At 60.4% G+C, this 17,338-nt stretch carries 13 protein-coding genes and 1 tRNA gene; 9 read left to right on the top strand and 5 right to left on the bottom strand.

All coding sequences use genetic code 11. The annotated features are described in order from the left end of the window. Window positions 1-115 precede the first annotated feature (115 nt). Window positions 116-4,408 carry an AvrE-family type 3 secretion system effector gene (locus tag ACP7BX_RS06145; RefSeq protein ID WP_426128009.1) on the top strand — a complete coding sequence of 1,431 codons (4,293 nt, stop codon included), beginning with the start codon at window positions 116-118 and terminating at the stop codon, window positions 4,406-4,408. Between the two features lie 2 nt (window positions 4,409-4,410). On the opposite strand, the gene idi is transcribed toward ACP7BX_RS06145, so the two are convergent. The 5 genes from idi to ACP7BX_RS06120 form a co-directional block, all read right to left on the bottom strand. After that, the gene (gene idi / locus ACP7BX_RS06140) at window positions 4,411-4,953 is read right to left on the bottom strand and encodes an isopentenyl-diphosphate Delta-isomerase (RefSeq protein ID WP_426128011.1); all 543 of its coding nucleotides are present in this window, start codon (window positions 4,951-4,953) and stop codon (window positions 4,411-4,413) included. A gap of 31 nt (window positions 4,954-4,984) precedes the next feature. Further along, window positions 4,985-5,791, bottom strand: a complete 807-nt coding sequence (locus tag ACP7BX_RS06135) for a class I SAM-dependent methyltransferase (protein ID WP_426128013.1) — start codon at window positions 5,789-5,791, stop codon at window positions 4,985-4,987. Beyond that, window positions 5,788-7,956 (bottom strand): cytochrome P450, encoded by a 2,169-nt coding sequence (locus ACP7BX_RS06130; protein ID WP_426128015.1) that lies wholly within the window; start codon window positions 7,954-7,956, stop codon window positions 5,788-5,790. Before ACP7BX_RS06130 ends, ACP7BX_RS06135 begins: the two co-directional genes overlap by 4 nt. Window positions 7,957-8,279: 323 nt before the next feature. Then, window positions 8,280-8,356 (bottom strand) — tRNA-Met (locus ACP7BX_RS06125). 191 nt (window positions 8,357-8,547) lie between these two features. Then, window positions 8,548-9,099 carry an RNA polymerase sigma factor gene (locus ACP7BX_RS06120; RefSeq protein WP_426128017.1) on the bottom strand — a complete coding sequence of 184 codons (552 nt, stop codon included), beginning with the start codon at window positions 9,097-9,099 and terminating at the stop codon, window positions 8,548-8,550. A gap of 262 nt (window positions 9,100-9,361) precedes the next feature. Here ACP7BX_RS06120 and sctW point away from each other — a divergent pair, with 262 nt between their 5' ends. From sctW to sctR, 8 genes are read left to right on the top strand one after another with little or no spacing between them, the layout of a single operon-like run. Continuing rightward, window positions 9,362-10,426, top strand: a complete 1,065-nt coding sequence (sctW, locus tag ACP7BX_RS06115) for a type III secretion system gatekeeper subunit SctW (RefSeq protein WP_426128019.1) — start codon at window positions 9,362-9,364, stop codon at window positions 10,424-10,426. After that, window positions 10,423-12,516: a type III secretion system export apparatus subunit SctV gene (gene sctV, locus ACP7BX_RS06110; RefSeq protein ID WP_426128021.1), complete on the top strand. Its 2,094-nt coding sequence runs from the start codon at window positions 10,423-10,425 to the stop codon at window positions 12,514-12,516. The genes sctW and sctV overlap by 4 nt, the downstream gene beginning before the upstream one ends. A 34-nt stretch (window positions 12,517-12,550) precedes the next feature. Further along, window positions 12,551-13,450: an FHA domain-containing protein gene (locus tag ACP7BX_RS06105; RefSeq protein WP_426128023.1), complete on the top strand. Its 900-nt coding sequence runs from the start codon at window positions 12,551-12,553 to the stop codon at window positions 13,448-13,450. Beyond that, window positions 13,447-14,805, top strand: a complete 1,359-nt coding sequence (locus ACP7BX_RS06100; RefSeq protein WP_426128025.1) for a FliI/YscN family ATPase — start codon at window positions 13,447-13,449, stop codon at window positions 14,803-14,805. Before ACP7BX_RS06105 ends, ACP7BX_RS06100 begins: the two co-directional genes overlap by 4 nt. Next, window positions 14,792-15,220, top strand: coding sequence for a type III secretion system stalk subunit SctO (gene sctO / locus ACP7BX_RS06095; RefSeq protein WP_314533453.1), 429 nt, complete (start codon window positions 14,792-14,794; stop codon window positions 15,218-15,220). Before ACP7BX_RS06100 ends, sctO begins: the two co-directional genes overlap by 14 nt. Then, complete coding sequence (locus ACP7BX_RS06090; protein ID WP_426128027.1) at window positions 15,217-15,675, top strand: type III secretion system HrpP C-terminal domain-containing protein; 459 nt, start codon at window positions 15,217-15,219, stop codon at window positions 15,673-15,675. The genes sctO and ACP7BX_RS06090 overlap by 4 nt, the downstream gene beginning before the upstream one ends. Next, window positions 15,672-16,685 carry a FliM/FliN family flagellar motor switch protein gene (locus tag ACP7BX_RS06085; RefSeq protein WP_426128029.1) on the top strand — a complete coding sequence of 338 codons (1,014 nt, stop codon included), beginning with the start codon at window positions 15,672-15,674 and terminating at the stop codon, window positions 16,683-16,685. Before ACP7BX_RS06090 ends, ACP7BX_RS06085 begins: the two co-directional genes overlap by 4 nt. After that, window positions 16,682-17,335: a type III secretion system export apparatus subunit SctR gene (sctR, locus tag ACP7BX_RS06080; protein ID WP_033896936.1), complete on the top strand. Its 654-nt coding sequence runs from the start codon at window positions 16,682-16,684 to the stop codon at window positions 17,333-17,335. The genes ACP7BX_RS06085 and sctR overlap by 4 nt, the downstream gene beginning before the upstream one ends. The last annotated feature ends 3 nt before the right edge of the window (window positions 17,336-17,338 follow it).

The following is a 17,338-nucleotide window of genomic DNA, read 5'->3' as shown; positions in this document are numbered from 1 at the left end:
AGATGAGCGGTTTTTTCCTGCGCATGCAGTCGCCGTTATGAAAAAGCCTGCCTGGAACCAAACAGGGCGGATATCCACTAGACAGCTGTGATGAATTTTGTTTGGGAGTATTGCCATGCGCACAGAATTGAAAGCTCTCTTTAAGCTGCAGCATGACCTGGTGGAACGCTTGAAGAGGCCGGCCCAGGAACCGCCTCCGCCCGTGTTGTTGCACTATCAATCGTTGCAACCGACTTCGATGCAGTTCGATGTGTCCCTGCGCGATGGCAAGGTGCAGGCTGATACGACACTCACCGGACGTGAGATTGCCCGCCACCTCAACCAGCCCGATAAGCACTATGTGGCTGATGGTCCTTCTGCAGCAGGTACGTTGCGGATGAAGGATGAGCGCCAGTATGTGTTTCACATCCAATCCACGCCGGCTGTTGCTGCAGTGTTCAAAAGCAGTCTTGCGGATACAACCGGCGGCGCTGGCGAGAGTCCGGGGCGCGCGCACGTGGGGAGCGTCAGCGCTGTTCAGACGACGGTCGAGGGTCAGCAGTTTCGTCTGGAGGGCCAGCGCCTGTTTCGCTTTGAACCGCTCACACTTTCCTGGGTACCCGACGCGGATAGCCGTGCACTCAGCCGCATTGGCCTGACGAGCGAAGGGCAGTTGCTGAAGACCCCCAAAGGCTTTGCAGACAGCAGTGCGCATGGCCGTACGACGGTGCAGTTGAGCCAGACTCGGGATGCTTCTTTTGTGCAGGTCCAGGGCGGGAGTGTACAGGCGTTGCAGCCGGTGGATGAGGCAGGAGTGCCTGTGCAGCTCGCACGTATCGGGTTGTCTGGAAACACGCTGTATGGTGCGACAACGGACGGCGAGCTGGTCCAAGCAGACCTGCGTATGGCACTAGATCAGCAGCTGCCGATGGTCGGGCAACCAGTCGACTCGCTGGAGCGAGCGCTGAAGGGGGCCGTCCGTGTCGAAGGCTTCTTTCATGATGATGCGGGGCAACTCAATGCTCAGGTGCGCGACGCGCGTGAGCAATTGCACAGCGTGCCCTTGAGTCACGCTGACGCGCTACGCCCGCAGTGGAACCTCAGTGACGTGCTGGTCAAGGGCATTGAGAAAGGCCTGCCTCTGCCCAGTCAACAGGCACTGGCATCGGCAGTCGATCTTGGGCCGCGTGGCAAGGTGGCGTTGGACGCAGGCAGCCTGCTGACCTGGGACGCGGCGGCGCAACGTTGGCAAGACACTGCTCAACCTGGCGTCGAACATCTGGAGCGCGGGTTGGATGGTCGTGCCTATGTGCTGCAAGACGGGCAACTGAAGGCCGTGGCCATCGGTAAAGTGCGCGACCCGCTGATTGAGGGGGGCAGTCATGATTTGGCCGCGCTTCCCATTCCGCGCCCGCAGGTGTCTGTTGACGAAGTGCTTGCAGGCAATGATCAGCGACGCATTACCGGATTCGCGGTCGTGGACGGGCGCAATTTTGTCACCGTCGATCAGGATCACCAGCTTCAGGTTCACCACGACGGGGATGCGAGGCCGCTTCACGCGTCGCCTTCGATTGATATAAAAACGCTGGCCTTGGATCACGTGGGTAATCTTTATGCGCACACACAGGGCGGTGAGCTGTTCAGGTTGGATCGTCAGGCCTGGCAGGGCAATACCGCGAGCGCGCAACGTTGGAGCAGGGTTGAATTACCGGGTCGCCAACCGTTGGAGTCCTTGCGCATGGGGGCTGACCATCACCTGATTGGAGGGTGGGATAAGCGGTTTTTCCAACTGGACAATGCTTCCACCAGCGCGATGGAGTGGGGCCCGCTGCCATTGAAGACCCAGGCGCCGTCGCTGGCCGACACGTTGGCGAGCACGCCAATGCGCACGCAGTTTTCCGGAGGGGCACTGACGGTCAGCAGTAATGTCATGGGACAAACCCGTGAAGGGATACCGCTCAAACGTTCATTTTTCCAAGGCATCGGCGCACACTTTCACCCCCTGGAAGCCCTCGGCCAAAAGGCTAAAGGCGTTGCGCAACACTTCAATGGCCGCAAGGGATTGGAGGACGTCTACGCTGACGATCAGCGATTGCACCAGCAACTCAATGCACTCGCACAGAGCCGACCGGTTTCTGCTGATCTCAATCATCGGCTCGCTGCCCTGAGCGAACCTGGGCCGCGACAGGCACTGGCCGAACAGATCCGCCAGGCGTTGACGCAGGTGGAGCAGAGCAGCCAGTCAAGCGCGCGCCGCTTGGGCGATGCACACGGTGTTGCGTTTGACCCTCAGCCCACATTGAACCGGGCGACCATTACTCCAGATTCGACGCTGCACTCGCTGTATGAAGCGTTCAAGAGAGTCTCTCCTTCGCCGGAAAAGTCGACCGCCGCCTTGCTGGCCAACTTTGAGGGGCAGGGTTTGACGCTTCCCGCGTCCAAGCCCGGGAATAAGCGCGACCTTGATCACCCCTCGGCATTGATCGAAGGCGACCTGATCCACCATGCAGGTACGCTCAGGCAATTGGCGAACCTGGTACAGGAACTCGACGCTACGTCGAGCCTCAGCCCAAGTGCCTTGACGCGTATAGAAACGTCTCTGCGCGATGTCATGCAAGCGTTCCAGAATAGCCCTGTGCACACGTTGGCCAGCCAAGGCATCGCCAGTTACGAGCAGGCGGAATCGTTGTATGGCAATTTCAAACTGTTGGCCAAGGACCTTGGAACGCCTGGCTCTGCGCTTCATTGGCATCTTTCGGGACTGTTGGGGTTGCCCAAGGATGCGCCGATCAAAGAGGCGATGACGCAGCAGGTACAGCAACTGGGCAGTGGCCAGACCCTTTCTCCGAGCCGAACCCAAGGTAAAACCCTGGGGTTGATCGTGACTGGGATAAAACCGGTAGCCCCTGTGGAGTTTTTTCTGGAGGCATCCGCGTCCCACACTCATGGTGTGAGTATCAGTCGTACCGACAAAGGTGCCCGCGTTGAAATCAGCACGGACAACACGCGACGGTTGGTGGGTTCGGTGGCTTCGGGTGTGACGCTGGGAGGTGGGGCAGGTGCGGTGAGGCCAGGCTTGAGGGTGGCTGCGGAATTGAGTGCAATGGTGGCAAAAAATACGGGATCCAGCATTGGCTTTGATGTGAAAGAGTCAGACTTTGGCAAGATGATGGCGATCCTGACCGGCGAGACCGGGACCGTCTACGACTTGCTGGCGCTGGGCGAGGGGCACTCGGCCGGCACAAGCTCGAAACTCAGTGGCGACGTTAACCTGGACGCACTTGCGCAATTGCGTTTGATGTACAGCCCTCAGGAGGACATCGCCGCCCTCGACTCAGTGATCCGCGCGGGCATTGGTGGGGTGGGCAACCTCAATCTCGCGCATGCAGACAAAAGCCAATCCACCACACGTACCGCACAAGGCGTCCGCCACGGTAGCGCCACTGCCGCGCAGCTTCTGCGACAGGGCGGAGTAGGGGCCAATATCGTGCCGCTCGGCGCGTTGGTGTTGGGCAATGCTGGCAGTGGTGGCCCCAGCGCGATGGCGTTCGCGCTGCCGGAGCTATCGGTCATGGTGCGGTTTGATCGCGGGGTATCCCAGGCCTTTAATTTTGCCTTCACGCATCCGCAACCGGTGAGTCAGTCGCAGGTTGATGAGCTCAAACGCAGCGTGTCGCTCTACTCGCCGACGTTCAGGCGGGAGCTGGCATCGACCGAGCTGTCGGAGGGCGCAGTGGATCAACAGTTGGCCACTCTGCAGCAGTTCCTCGCGACTCATCCGTCCCTTGCAACAAAACCGGACGCCTATCACGCGATCAGCCAATCACTCGACAAGCTGATGAACCAGCAAAACCTGGCAAGGAATGGGTTGCGCCAACTGGCGTCGGTTGAGTCATCGGTCACCCGTGTCGGCTTGCGGGACGATGGGCGCCATGCCTGGCTGGATGATGTGGCGCCGGCCAACAAAGCGGCGATTGAACAATGGATGAAGGATGATCCGCAGTTTGCCCAGGTGCTCGATCAGTTGCAGCGTGGCGAAGGCACTTCAGTCACGCTTGGCATGGAGCTCAAGCCAGAGGTCCTGCGAGCGATAGAGCGCAGTCACCTTGCCGGAGAAAGTACCGAGCGGCTGATCAAGCGCGCACTGAGTGATCGCAACAATCTGCGGGTCAAGCACATGAGTCTGAGCTACACCGCCACTCAGTCCCATGGCATGTCGATACCCGCTATGACGAATTTCAGTTTTTCCAGCAGTGCCGGCCTGAGTCATTCCCAGGTGCGCGTCAATGCAGACCTTGAATACGGGCAGGACCCCGACAAGCCATTGCGAATGAACCTGAACGACACGCTGGGCAGCCTGCCGAGCCCTGATCTGACGATTGACCTGGGAGACCTGCGCGTGAGGACACAAGGTCTATCAGCGAGCTGAACTTATGCCTGAGAGGTTGGCGTATCGAATGAGTGGTGCTGCGCTAAAAGGCGGCGCCACTGCATTCGAAACCAGGGCGTGAAGTGTGCTGCCGGATCTGCGAGTTGGGCTGAGACTTGAGCGCGGTTCAGCCACTGGATCTCGCTGACCTCTTCGACGGCCGGGGAGACCACCGTGTCAGATTGAGCAACCAGTACATGGCATAACTCATGTTCCGCACCGATCACCCCAAAGCGTGCATGGTATTCAAAACTGTACAGGAAGCGGCAGGAGGCGCAGATCCCCAGCTCTTCGCGCAGACGACGACACGCTGCGTCCATAACAGTCTCGCCAGGTGCCGGATGGCTGCAGCAGGCATTCGACCAGAACCCAGGCCAAAGCATTTTGCCTGCGGCACGACGTTGGATCAGATGGCGCCCGGCACTGTCGATCAGGTGAACCGAAAATGCGCGATGAAGCTGGCCCGCTCCCAGGTGTGCGTCGCGTTTATCACACACACCAATCTGACGATCGTGTGCGTCGACCAAAATCACGGAGTCTGTCATTCGGTGTCCTCTTTTGTTCAGTTACGGCTGTCTAGTCGCGCTCGGGCACTTGCCCCCAGGCGCTGATGAACGTCAACGCTGCCTCGGTGAAGGTCGCAGAGGCGCGCAGCCTGGCCATGGCATCAAGGTCATCCTGAGTGAGCAGCCCGAGCTTCAGTAACGTCGGTCCGGCTTGTGCTGTGGTTGCCGCCCAGAATGCGTCGGCCGGGCTGTCGTCGCCGATGCGGCCTTCGAGGGTGCGACACCCGATATTGCACAGTCCCCGTTCACCTAGCCGGTCGGGGAGCGTATCGGCCCAGAGCATGTCGGAGCCAATGGACTGCTCCAGGAGCGTGAAACCGGCCTGCGCGATTTTCCGGAATAGTGGGTTGGCCGTGCTCAAGCTGGGTCGCAAGCTCACATCTTCGATCACCAGCCAGCCGCCCGGACGGACCCAGGTGGCGGCTCTGGTCAGTATGTCTTCACGCTCGGGCAGGTGGCACAACAAGGCCCTGACGTGCACCAGGTCAAAATAGGCGGCGGGGAAATCATCGGTCGCGGCATTATGCGTGACCACCTGAATGCCGGGTATGTCGTTGAGAAACCGGGTGTCAATGTCGGTGGCAATGACCGTCGCGTCGGGGTAGCGCGTGCTCAGCCAGCCAGCGAATGATCCGGCACCGGCGCCGAGGTCAAGAAGGGTCAGTTTGTCCGGAAGAGGCAGTTGGCCAAACACTGTTTGGCTCAGCGGGTCAAAGGCACGCTCCAGGGTACGCATCCGCGCCAACTGGCCGGCATGCTGATCACCGAGATAGCTGTTGGTGTAGCTGGGCTCCTCGGCTGGGTCAGTGGTGCTCACAGTACGACCTCCAGCCGTGGAGGGCAGCGGTTGAGGAAACCGTGTTCGGCGGGCTGGAACCCTGGAGCCCAGCGCACGTCTGGAAAGATCTGTAGCAGCAGGCGAGCGCCAAGGGTGATTTCCATCCGTGCAAGCATGGATCCCAGGCAGAAATGACGCCCTGCGCCGAACGCAAAATGATTCGTCTCCTGATGGGCGCGCGACAGAGTGAAGATGTCCGGATCGGTGAACTGGTGCGGATCACGGTTGGCCGAGCCGATCAGGCAGGCCAGGGTCGCGCCGCAAGGAATGGTTCCGGACGGCAGCTCCAGCGCTTCTCGGGCCTCCCGGAGAATGAGTTGCAAAGGAGGGTTGCGTCGCAAGGTTTCAGCGAGTGCATTGTCCATCAAGTCCGGATCAGCCATCACTGCTTCTTTCACGCCGGGCTCGTTCAGCAGATTGACGATGAGGTTTGCTAGGGCACCGTGGCTGGTCTCACTGCCGGCCGTCATCAAGATCGCGCAGTAGGCCCGCACGAATGCCTCGGACAAGGGCTGACCGTCAATCCGTGCGGCCACAAGATGTGAGATCAAATCGTCGGTGGGCGCCGCGCGACGGGCGTCGATGTGGGGCTGGATGAAGTCGTAGAAACTGTCACGGTTGGATAAGCCGCCGGTCAAGAGCGTCGGATCCTGTCGGTAGTTGCCCATATAGGCGAAGCCGATGGCACACCAGTTCTTCAGCCGAGCGACTTCCTCCGGGGTTTCAGCCGGGAGCCCCAGCGCGTGAGCCATCACCCGTACGGGCAGCACTGAGGTGAAATCGGCAACGAGGTCCACCTGGCAACGGCCACGCATCTGCGCCAGCAGGTCCATGCTCACCGAGGTGACCGATGCTTCAAGGACTGTGAGGGCCTTGCTGCGGAACGACGGGCTCAGCAACGCTCGATGCTGGGCGTGTTCACAACCGTCCATGGCGACAATCGTGCGCCCCAGCAACGGTCCGATTTGCCAGCTGTAGTTGTTGCTGCTCGTTCCTGGGTGGGTCAACGCTGCTTTGACATCCGCATAACGGCTGACCAGCCACACGTCCGTAGGCTCGTCGTAGACAATGGGCAGCGTGGTACGCAAACGCTCATAAAGGGGGTAGGGGTCGATTTCGAATTGCCGGGATTTCAGGGTAGGGGGGATGCACGCCAGATCCACCTGCCGGTTGGCCTGACCCGTGGCGTCGGTGGCCTGCAGGTGATACCGGGAAACGTTCTTGTGCCAATCGCCCGCCGCTCGGGCAACCTGGCGCAGCCGCTCCGGGTCGGTAGCGGCGGACGCTCGATGGGGCCGAGCTGAGGCCTGGGTGAATGCCTCGACGGCTGTATGCAGCATGTGCAGGGCCGCTTCGATCGATGCTGGCCAGTCGGTGCCATGGGTGTCCGCTAGAATGGAAACCAGGTTGAAGCGTTCGCCACACACCACATCTTTGGCAATCGAGTGGATGTCGTTCGTCCAGGTGATGATATCGGCCGCGTGCTCGCGGAGTGTGTTCCACCAGACGATGTTTTCTGAATGCTCGTAGGGATCGAGCGTTTCGGCCGCGTCGATGAGATCGAAGAAGAACAGTGCGCCGAACGAATCCCGTCGCAACGGCAGGTATTCGGCCAGCGTGAGCGCCGTGCCGGTTTCGCGCATTCTCACCAGGGTCGCCTGCGCACGCAGATGCCCGAGTAAATTGCGTACGAGCCTAAGCCACCAATGCTCATCACCCCAGCTCCGTGTCCGTGGCCACAGATCATCGATCAGGACACTGAGCATTGGGTCATCAAGCCGGCCGATTTCATCGGGTGAATCGACACCGTCGCTTTCGGTTATGGACTGCACCGCTGCGACGAAACGTTCCAGCACGCCGTTTTCTGCCCAGGGGCCGTCATCGATCCGGTCATCGAGTGTGAGTGCCCACAGATACCAGCACACCAGGGTTTCGGCCTGGTGCGTCGGAGCTTGTCCGCACAGCGCTATCCCCAGGTCGAGCAGCGCAGTGGTGCTTAGCCGGTGCGCGCCTCGACGGCCGATCAAGCCGTATCGTTGCGCCCAGGCCAGGGCATGTTCCCGCAACTGATGGCTGTCAGAACGTGGCGGCGGGCAGGAAAACGGAAGCTGTATTTCGGGAATGATCAGGGGTGCTGTCGGCATGAAGCCCCCTCTGAATTATCTGTCATGTGACATCCTTGTTTCATATCCAAGCAACCTCAGTGGGAGGTTCAGGACAAGGTGGCTGTATTCAAACCCTGTGGAGAATGCTTGGAAGTAAATGGCTTTGGATGTCAGGTGTTTCCGACTGAGGCGCGGGAACCCCCGCAAAACTGAAGGCGAAATGGGGTTTCAGGAAGGAGGGCGTTCAGGAGAAGGCGCTGTGAGGCTGTGGTGTTTTGAAACGCCAGAAACAAGAAAGCCCGCACTAGGCGGGCTTCTTGAGGTGATTCATAGACTGCTGTAGACATCTATGGATCGGTACTTGGTGGCTACACAGGGACTTGAACCCCGGACCCCAGCATTATGAATGCTATGCTCTAACCAACTGAGCTATGTAGCCAAGTGGCGCGCATTATTCGCGTAGAACGGGAATGCGTCAAGTATTTATTTTGAATTTTTATCTACGCTTTCAACTGTTTAAGCGAAATCAGCGGATCTGGCGACGAGTGGATCAGTATTCGCCCTGCCGAGGCCCCGCAAAATGTGATCGCGTTGAGCAGATATCCCTGCCGCTCAACGCGTGCACTGACGCTAAGGGAGTTTCGGACTGTGCGTGGCGCGTTTGAGCTGCTCGCGGGCCCGTGACAGGCGTGAGCGCACGGTGCCGATAGGAATGTCCAGCGCGTCGGCGGTGTCCTGATAGCTGCCGTCGGTTTCCAGTGACGCGTACAGCGTCTTGCGCATTTCCGTCGGCAGATGATCGATAGCGCTCAGGGTTTTTTCCAGGCGACGGTTGACCTCAAATTCCCAATCCAGATTGTGGTTGTCCTCCTGGCCGTGCCAGAGCGACTCATCAAACTCGCAATGCACGGGCTTGGCGTACAAGCGCCTGAAGTGATTGCGGATCAGGTTTTGCGCGATACCGCACATCCACGTACTGAGCGTGGCATTGCCGCTGAAACGCTCTCGGTTGCGCCAGGCTTCCAAGTAAGTCAATTGCAGAAGATCATCCGCATCTTCCGGGTTGAGTACGCGCTTATGAATGAAGCGCCGCAGTTTTTTTTGCTGGTAGTCTGTCAGGTGAAGCATGAATTGAGGCGAGCTGCCAACGAGGTGCGCTAAAGCTTCAATAGGGATATTCATGATTGTTTCCTTGGTGTAGACGCAGTCGAAAAGGTGTCGACGGGAACCCCTTTTGCACTGGCTATGCCAAGAAAATAATTTTCATAACTTTATGATTTATATCGATAATTTTTTTTGAAATGTATTTTTTCGTGCAGCCCTTTGCATAGAGCCTTGAAGGTCTGTGCAAGTCTTTTCAAACTTTTCGTGTGATCTGACTTTTTGGAACCATTTGCGCTGGCCTTGCCACACAGGGAAACACTCTTCCTGTTCAGGTCTGTCCATGAAAGTCGAATCCTCCCCGGATGTGCAAACGGTCCAGCCGCTGGATCAACCTGCCGTCAGCCCGGCCTCCATGCCGGCGCCGGCTTCTGGCATGGATGAGCTCGCCCACCTGTTCAACCTGGAAGTGCAAAACAACAGTCAACCGTTGAGTCAGCGCATGATGAGTGTGCGCGTGCCGCCGGCCGAGCAGCTCGCGCAAATTTATGATCAGTTGGGTCACCCTGCCCAGGCGACCCTCGCGAGTCTTTCGCGCCGTATCCGTTGGCAGTTGCTGCAGCATCCCCATGTCGACAAATTGCTGGAACTGGCGGGTGGAGACCCCGCCCGTGCGTTCGTGGTACTCAAATATGTGGCAACCCAGGCCGATGTTGAAATACGCCCATCGGAAGCTGCGTTGGCCCGTGATGCAATTGCCAAGCTGGAGGTCCGCTTCAAAGGGGAGATCCAGGCTGGCCTGAACATTGCCGTGGCGCTGCAAGCGGCGAGTACCGATCCACAGGAGCGCCAGGCGCTGCGTACGCTCTACTACGCCAGTGTGGTCGCGCGTCAATCGTTGTCGACGATGATGCAGGCGCTGCTGGGGGTTTATGGCGAAGGACGGTTTGCCGACGGGCTCAAGATGATGCGCAAGGCTTTGGCGGACGACATCGCGGCCAAGGTGTCGTCACTGCCAACGCCGCTGTTGCGTACCCTGTTACTTGGGCTGCAAAGCTGTGGGCAGTTGAGCGGCGTGTTAGCCGGTTGCAATGCCCTGATGCAACGCCTGGGTATCGATCATGATGCCGTGAGCCTGCTGCAACGCCTGCTGGGTTACGCGGGCGCCGGTATCGCGGCTGCTGAAATCCTGCGGCTTGGAAGCGATCTGTCAGGGAGTTCGAATGCCCAGCAATTGCTGGCCCTCAATGCGCTTTATCCCGTGATCCAGCAATTGCCTTTGGCGATATGGCTCGACGGTCGGGTACGCGAAGAAACCTTGCGTGGCTTCCTGGCGGTAATCGGTGAGCTGGACCGGATGACGCGTGGCCCCGCGCGTTTTCCGGGTGAGCTGGGAGTCATGGCGTGACAGCGCTTTCGGCCATCAACGGTTTTCTGCTCAAGGTCGCGCAACGCGCAGAAGTGCTGGGCGCCGTGGTGGTGATGGCCATCGTGTTCATTTTTATCGTACCGCTGCCCACTTGGCTGGTGGACATCCTGATCGCACTCAACATCTGCATCTCATGCCTGTTGATCGTGTTGGCGTTGTACCTGCCAGGCCCCCTGGCGTTTTCTTCGTTCCCGTCGATCCTGCTGTTGACCACCATGTTTCGCCTGTCTCTGTCGATTGCCACGACACGCCTGATCCTGCTGGAGCAGGACGCCGGAGACATCGTCGAGGCCTTCGGCAACTTTGTGGTGGGCGGCAACCTCGCCGTGGGGATGGTGATCTTCCTGATCCTGACCCTGGTCAACTTCCTGGTGATCACCAAGGGCTCGGAGCGGGTGGCCGAAGTGGCGGCGCGTTTCAGCCTGGACGCGATGCCCGGCAAACAGATGTCTATCGACAGCGACTTGCGCGCCGGCTTGATTGACGGCATGCAAGCGCGGGACAAACGGGAGCAGTTGTCCCGTGAGAGCCAATTGTTCGGCGCCATGGACGGCGCCATGAAATTCGTCAAAGGCGATGCCATCGCTGGTCTGATCATCGTTGTGGTGAACTTGCTGGGTGGTTTTTCCACCGGCATGTTTCAGCACGGCTTGAGTGCTTCCGAGTCCATCACGCTGTACTCGGTATTGACCATCGGCGACGGCCTGATCGCACAGATCCCGGCGCTGCTTATTTCCCTCACCGCCGGCATGATCATCACCCGTGTGGCGCCGGACGGACGCAAGGGCGCCAGCAACATGGGCGCCGAAATTGCCCGGCAAATGACCAGCGAACCCAAGAGTTGGATGATCGCCTCGGTGGGAATGCTCGCGTTTGCCGCGGTACCCGGCATGCCCACTGGAGTGTTTATCCTGATCGCACTGGTCACCGGCAGCCTGGGGTACTACCTGATGCGCCAGCGTCAACGGCAGGAGCAACCCGCTGCTGAAACTGCCGAAGCGGTGCGTCCTGAAGAGAACGGCCGTGAGGACTTGCGTGGGTTTGATCCGTCGAGGCCCTACCTGCTGCAATTCTCCCCGGTGCTGCGGGGGACGCCTGAAGTGACGGATCTTGTTCACTCGATCCGCCAGGCCCGAAATGCACTGGTCGCCAATATCGGCTTGACGCTGCCACCGTTCGAGGTGGAACTCGACGATTCACTGGAAGACGATGAAATGCGTTTCTGTGTGCACGAAGTGCCCATGGTCAAGGCATCGGTGGTCAGCCATGTGGCGGTGGAGCGTAAAGCGCTGACGGTTGAGCCGGCACATGCCATTCCAGGATTGGTGGATCGCGATGAACAGGATTGGCTATGGCTGGCACCGGATGATCCTCTGCTCGATGACCCGCAGTTGGAGCGCTTCACCTCGGCGAGCCTGATCGTCGAGCGCATGAAGCAGGCGATGATGCTCAGCGGGCCGCAGTTCCTGGGGATCCAGGAGAGCAAGTCGATCCTCAGTTGGCTGGAGCACAACCAACCCGAACTGGTCCAGGAACTGCAGCGGATCATGCCGCTGTCGCGGTTTTCGGCCGTACTGCAACGCCTCGCCAGCGAGGGTGTGCCGTTGCGCGCCGTGCGGCTGATCGTCGAGTCGCTGATCGAGTACGGCCAGCATGAACGCGAGCCGGACGCGCTGGCCGACTACGCGCGCATTGCGCTCAAGGCACAGATCTACCATCAGTACAGCGAAGCCGACGGCCTGCATGCCTGGTTGCTGTCGCCGCACACTGAAAACATCCTGCGTGAGGCACTGCGCCAGACCCAGACCGGCGTGTTCTTCGCCCTCGATGACGAACACAGCGCGGCGTTGGTCAGCCTGCTCAATCAAGCCTTTCCCGTTCGCCCCAAACTCAAGAGCGTGATGCTGGTCGCACAGGACTTGCGCAGCCCGCTGCGCACGCTGTTGCTGGAGGAGTTCAACCACGTGCCGGTGCTGTCCTTCGCTGAGCTGGGCAGCTCTTCCAAGGTCAAGGTGCTGGGGCGCTTCGACCTGGGCCAGGACGAGTTGATGCGTGGTGCGGTGGCATGAAGACTTGGCTATGTCAGGCCTGGGGGGCTCGCTGATGTTTGAATTGCGAGTGCTTGATGGGCGGCATCAGGGGGCTGCGCTGCCCTTGTTCGGAGAGCAGTGGAGCATCGGTGCCCACGCCGATGCTGACCTGGTGCTAAGCGATCCAGGCGTCGCCGAGCAGCATGCCCGGCTGCGACTCATCGACTCGAACTGGTCGGTGCAGGCTGAGGCCGGGTTGTTGCAGGGTGCAGAGGGTCAGGTGCTGGCGCAGATTGCGCATCTGGCGCTGAACGCCACGTTTCTGGTGGGCAACGTGCGGCTGTGCGTCACGTTGGCCGATGAGCCCTGGCCCCAGGCTGCAGCCTCTGCACCGGAGGTGTCGCCACGGGTCAGTGAGCCGGTGCCGGTGCTTAAGTTGTCGGCCATTTCGCACGCTCAGCAGAAGCGTCTGATTACGCTGGTGCTGGTGGTGACGGTGATCTTCATTGTGGTGGGCATGGCGTCCACCGGGAAGCCTGAGGCCCAGGCCTCGCTGATGCCGCCTGTGGTGCAAAAGCACGAACTGGCCTCACCGTTTGAGGTCCGCCAGCAGTTGTTGAAGATGCTCGGCGAACGTGAATTGAACCAGCGCGTCGGTTTGCAAGTGATCAATGGGCAGGTCGCGCTCAGTGGGGACGTCTCACAGGATGATGTTGAGCTGGTCGCACGCATGCTCAGCCGTTTTGGCGAGCAGTTCGACAGCGCGGTTCCGGTGATCAGCCGTGTGCGCGCACGCGATGGGACGTTGCCGTTCAAGATTGTGCAGATCGTGGGCGGGCCCAATGGTCACGTGGTTCTGGAAGAGGGTAGCCGCCTGTTTGTCGGGGATGAAGTCGACGGCCTGCGCCTGGTGCTGATCGACAACAGCAAGGTGGTGTTCGACGGCGTACAGCGCTACGAGGTGCGCTGGTGAGTGCGGAACTGCAAGCACGCCTGGAAGCCTGGCAGCAACGCCAGGTCCAATCGCTGGCCACCTTCGCACCGGTGACCATGCGGGGGCGCATCCAGCGCGTCAATGGCATGTTGTTGCAGTGTCGGCTGCCTCAAGCGCGTATCGGTGATCTGTGTCGGGTCGAGAAAAAGCAGGGCGACTACATGCTGGCCGAGATCATCGGTTTCGATCAGCAGGACGCGGTGCTCAGCGCCCTGGGCAATCTGGAAGGCGTGCAGGTGGGCGCGGGCGTGGAGCGTCTTGGGGTCTCGCATCGCGTGCAGGTCAGCGAGGCTTTGCTGGGCCAGGTGCTGGACGGCTTCGGGCGGCCGATCACGGGAGAAGGTCCGAGTGCGTTTGTCGAGGCTGACTCGCCGGACTCCAGCGCGGTGTTGTGTGAGGCGCCGTTGCCGACTGATCGACCGCGCATCAACCGCGCGTTGGCCACCGGCGTGCGTTCGATCGATGGCCTGTTGACGCTGGGTGAAGGCCAGCGCGTGGGCCTGTTCGCCGGGGCCGGTTGCGGCAAGACCACCCTGTTGGCCGAGATCGCTCGTAACGTGGAGTGCGATGTCATCGTGTTCGGCCTGATCGGCGAGCGGGGTCGGGAACTGCGTGAATTCCTCGATCATGAACTCGATGAGCAACTGCGTTCCAAGGCCGTACTGGTGTGCGCCACGTCCGACCGTTCCAGCATGGAGCGAGCCCGTGCAGCCTTTACGGCAACGGCCTTGGCTGAAGGTTTTCGGCGTGAGGGCAAGCGAGTGCTGCTGCTGATCGACTCCCTCACCCGATTTGCCAGGGCCCAACGCGAGATCGGCCTGGCCGCCGGCGAACCCCTCGGACGCGGTGGCCTGCCGCCTTCTGTGTACAGCCTGCTGCCGCGCCTTGTAGAGCGCGCCGGGTTGACCCGTGAGGGGGTGATCACGGCGATCTACACCGTGTTGATCGAGCAGGACTCCATGAACGATCCAGTGGCCGATGAAGTGCGCTCGTTGCTCGACGGCCACATCGTGTTGTCTCGCAAGTTGGCGGAGCGTGGGCACTATCCCGCCGTGGATGTGCTGGCGAGCCTCTCGCGGATCCTGAGCAACGTCGCCGAGCCTGTGGATATCCAGGCGGGCACGGCGTTGCGACGCTTGTTGTCGGCCTATCAGCAGATCGAACTGATGCTCAAGCTAGGGGAATACCAGTCCGGCAGCGATGCCTTGACCGACCTGGCGGTGGACAGTCGCCAGGCGGTGGACAATTTCCTGCGTCAGGACTTGCGTGAGCCTGCGCCGATGGCGACGACGCTTGAGCAACTCAAGGAGCTGACGGCCTATGTCCCCTTCTGATGGGTTGCTCGGCGAAGTCGAGACGCTGCGCCGCCTGCGCCGGCACCGGGCAGACCGGGCTGAGCGTGCCTTGCGTGAGGCGAAGCGGGCCCAGCAGGCCCTGCTTGCCAATATCCGCCAGGCCGAGGATGCACTTGAGCAGATCCGGCGTGATGAGGCTGAACGAAGCGCCCAGTTGCTCAGTGAGCACCAGGGTCAGGTATTGAACCTGCAGGCGCTGAAGTCCTGGGGCGCGCAGGAACGTTCCTTATCGGCCAATACCCGGCGGGGCATGGGGCAATTGGAAGTCTTGCAGGGCCAGCAGGAAGAACGACTGACCTGCGTCGGCAGAGCCCAAAAGCAGGTCACCGCCTGCCTGCGACAGGTGGAAAAACTTCAGGAGTTATCTCTTTTACTGGCGCAGGAGCCGACATGACCCAGGTTTCAGATAAACCCGCCGAGCGTCCACGCCCACGTGAAACGCGAGAGGAGCGAGAGCCCGCCATGACGGGCGTCCTGCCTGCGGAGCTGACGCGATTGTTTTCCCAGTTGTGGGCGGATGAGGAGGAGGGCTCTGGGGCAGGGCCTCAGCTATCGGGAACCAAGGCGTCGGGCGCTGCGGCGATGATCGAGGCGCTGGCCGTGCAACTGGTACCTCGCCTGCAGGCCGCGTCGCAGTGGCCGCTGCAGGCGGTGTTGTACTTGCCCCGCCTGGGGCGGATCAACGCCAGTGTGCGCCGTGAACAGAACGCCTGGAGTATCGACCTGGACGCACAAGATGATGCGACGGCGCGCTGGCTGAATGGCGTGCGGCAACAGGTTGAGGACCGCTTTACACAATCGTTGGGGCAAACGGTCAGCCTGCTGCTTCCCTCTATCGGGGCTGCATGATGATTCCGGCAGTGCCGCTGCCTCGGGTCAGTGGCGACATAGTTGCCGCACGCCGTCGTCTCGGGCGCGGCTTGCGCTTGCCCTTCGACGTCGCGGGGCAGCGTGGTGAGTTATGGCTCGAACCGGGTCGTGCGCCCACTGCGGGCCAGTCATTGTGCTTCGAAACGGCACGCGGGGTGTTGGCGCTGGCCGAGGCTGGTCCCTTGCTCAGTCTGCTGGGCGAATGCCCAGTGACCCTGGCCAAGACGGGCAACGATCCGGACTCCTGGTTCTGGGCGTTGTTCCAGCACCATCTGAGCCCACAGGTGCAAGGACTGCTGGGCCATGTGCGACTGCTGGAGGTCGAGCGCCCGAAGGGGTTTGGTTGTCGAGTCAGCGTGACACTGGGGGCCTCCCGTGCAATGGGCTACCTGTGGCTGACGGCCGAGAGCTTCCTCGCGTTGTGTGATGCCGGGTCGTGGCGCAGCAACGCCGCGCCGTTGCCAGCGTCATTTCAACTGGCAATTGCCGTGACCCTTGGACGCCTGCAATTACCGATTGCACAGGTACGTGGCCTGCGGGCTGGGGATGTGCTGATACCAGAACAGAATTTTTTCCAGGCCCAGGGCGCTGGCCACGTACAGGTTGGCAGGCAGCGGCTGCATGGGCGTATTGACGATGACGCAGGCGCGTTGTGTCTGACACTGACTTCGATTGAGGGCACCTCCATGGATGAAGAATTTATCGCTCCCCACTACTCGGGGTATGACGAAGATGAACCCGTTGTGGACGTATTCGGTCATGAGCCCTTTGAAGAGTTGAGCATGGCGTTGAACATACGCTGCGGAACACTGAACCTCACCCTGGGCGAGTTGCGCAGCCTCGCCCCCGGTGCCGTACTGGGTGTCGCCGGTTATGCGCCCGGCATGGCCGGTCTCTATTACGGTGACCGGCCGATCGGCCTGGGGCAGTTGGTGGAAATCGACGGGCGCCTGGGTTTGCAGTTGTCCCGCGTGATGTTCGGCGGATGATCCTTCAAGGGCTGGACCCCTTAGTTCTCGCGGTCTTCCTGGCGGCATTGTCATTGATGCCCATGCTGTTGATCGTCTGTACGGCGTTCCTGAAAATTGTGATTGTGCTGATGATCACCCGCAACGCCATCGGTGTGCAGCAGGTGCCGCCCAGCATGGCCATCAATGGCATCGCACTGGCGGCCACGCTATTCATCATGGCCCCGGTGGGGTATGAAATCGCCGAGCACGTCAAAGCCTCGCCCTTGGACTTGAGCAACGTGCAAATGCTTCTGCAGACAGGCAGTGAGGCGATCAAACCGCTGCGTGCCTTCATGCTGCGCAACATCGACCCGGATGTGCTGACGCACCTGTTGGAGAACTCCAAGCGCTTGTGGCCTGCGCAGATGGCCGAGCAGGTGCAGCGCGAAGACTTGATCCTGGTGATCCCGGCCTTCGTGCTGTCGCAGCTGCAGGCGGGGTTCGAGATCGGCTTTCTGATCTATATCCCCTTCATCGTAATCGACCTGATTGTCTCCAACCTGCTCCTGTCGCTGGGCATGCAAATGGTCTCGCCGATGACTATTTCCCTGCCGCTGAAATTGCTGTTGTTCGTGATGGTGTCCGGCTGGTCCCGGTTGCTCGACAGTCTGTTCCTCTCCTACCTCTGAGTG

The organism is Pseudomonas sp. DWP3-1-3b3, from assembly GCF_049896305.1.
GTDB lineage: Bacteria > Pseudomonadota > Gammaproteobacteria > Pseudomonadales > Pseudomonadaceae > Aquipseudomonas > Aquipseudomonas azotoformans_A.
Note: the sequence above shows the minus strand (reverse complement) of the source record. Positions and strands in the feature narration are given on the sequence as shown.

What these genes read in the sequence shown, in the direction of transcription:
- ACP7BX_RS06085 (WP_426128029.1), top strand. Translation starts at nt 15,672, where the DNA reads ATGATGATTCCGGCAGTGCCGCTGCCTCGGGTCAGTGGCGACATAGTT.
- idi (WP_426128011.1), bottom strand. Translation starts at nt 4,953, where the DNA reads ATGACAGACTCCGTGATTTTGGTCGACGCACACGATCGTCAGATTGGT.
- ACP7BX_RS06130 (WP_426128015.1), bottom strand. Translation starts at nt 7,956, where the DNA reads ATGCCGACAGCACCCCTGATCATTCCCGAAATACAGCTTCCGTTTTCC.
- ACP7BX_RS06090 (WP_426128027.1), top strand. Translation starts at nt 15,217, where the DNA reads ATGACCCAGGTTTCAGATAAACCCGCCGAGCGTCCACGCCCACGTGAA.
- ACP7BX_RS06145 (WP_426128009.1), top strand. Translation starts at nt 116, where the DNA reads ATGCGCACAGAATTGAAAGCTCTCTTTAAGCTGCAGCATGACCTGGTG.
- ACP7BX_RS06120 (WP_426128017.1), bottom strand. Translation starts at nt 9,099, where the DNA reads ATGAATATCCCTATTGAAGCTTTAGCGCACCTCGTTGGCAGCTCGCCT.
- sctO (WP_314533453.1), top strand. Translation starts at nt 14,792, where the DNA reads ATGTCCCCTTCTGATGGGTTGCTCGGCGAAGTCGAGACGCTGCGCCGC.
- sctR (WP_033896936.1), top strand. Translation starts at nt 16,682, where the DNA reads ATGATCCTTCAAGGGCTGGACCCCTTAGTTCTCGCGGTCTTCCTGGCG.
- sctW (WP_426128019.1), top strand. Translation starts at nt 9,362, where the DNA reads ATGAAAGTCGAATCCTCCCCGGATGTGCAAACGGTCCAGCCGCTGGAT.
- ACP7BX_RS06105 (WP_426128023.1), top strand. Translation starts at nt 12,551, where the DNA reads ATGTTTGAATTGCGAGTGCTTGATGGGCGGCATCAGGGGGCTGCGCTG.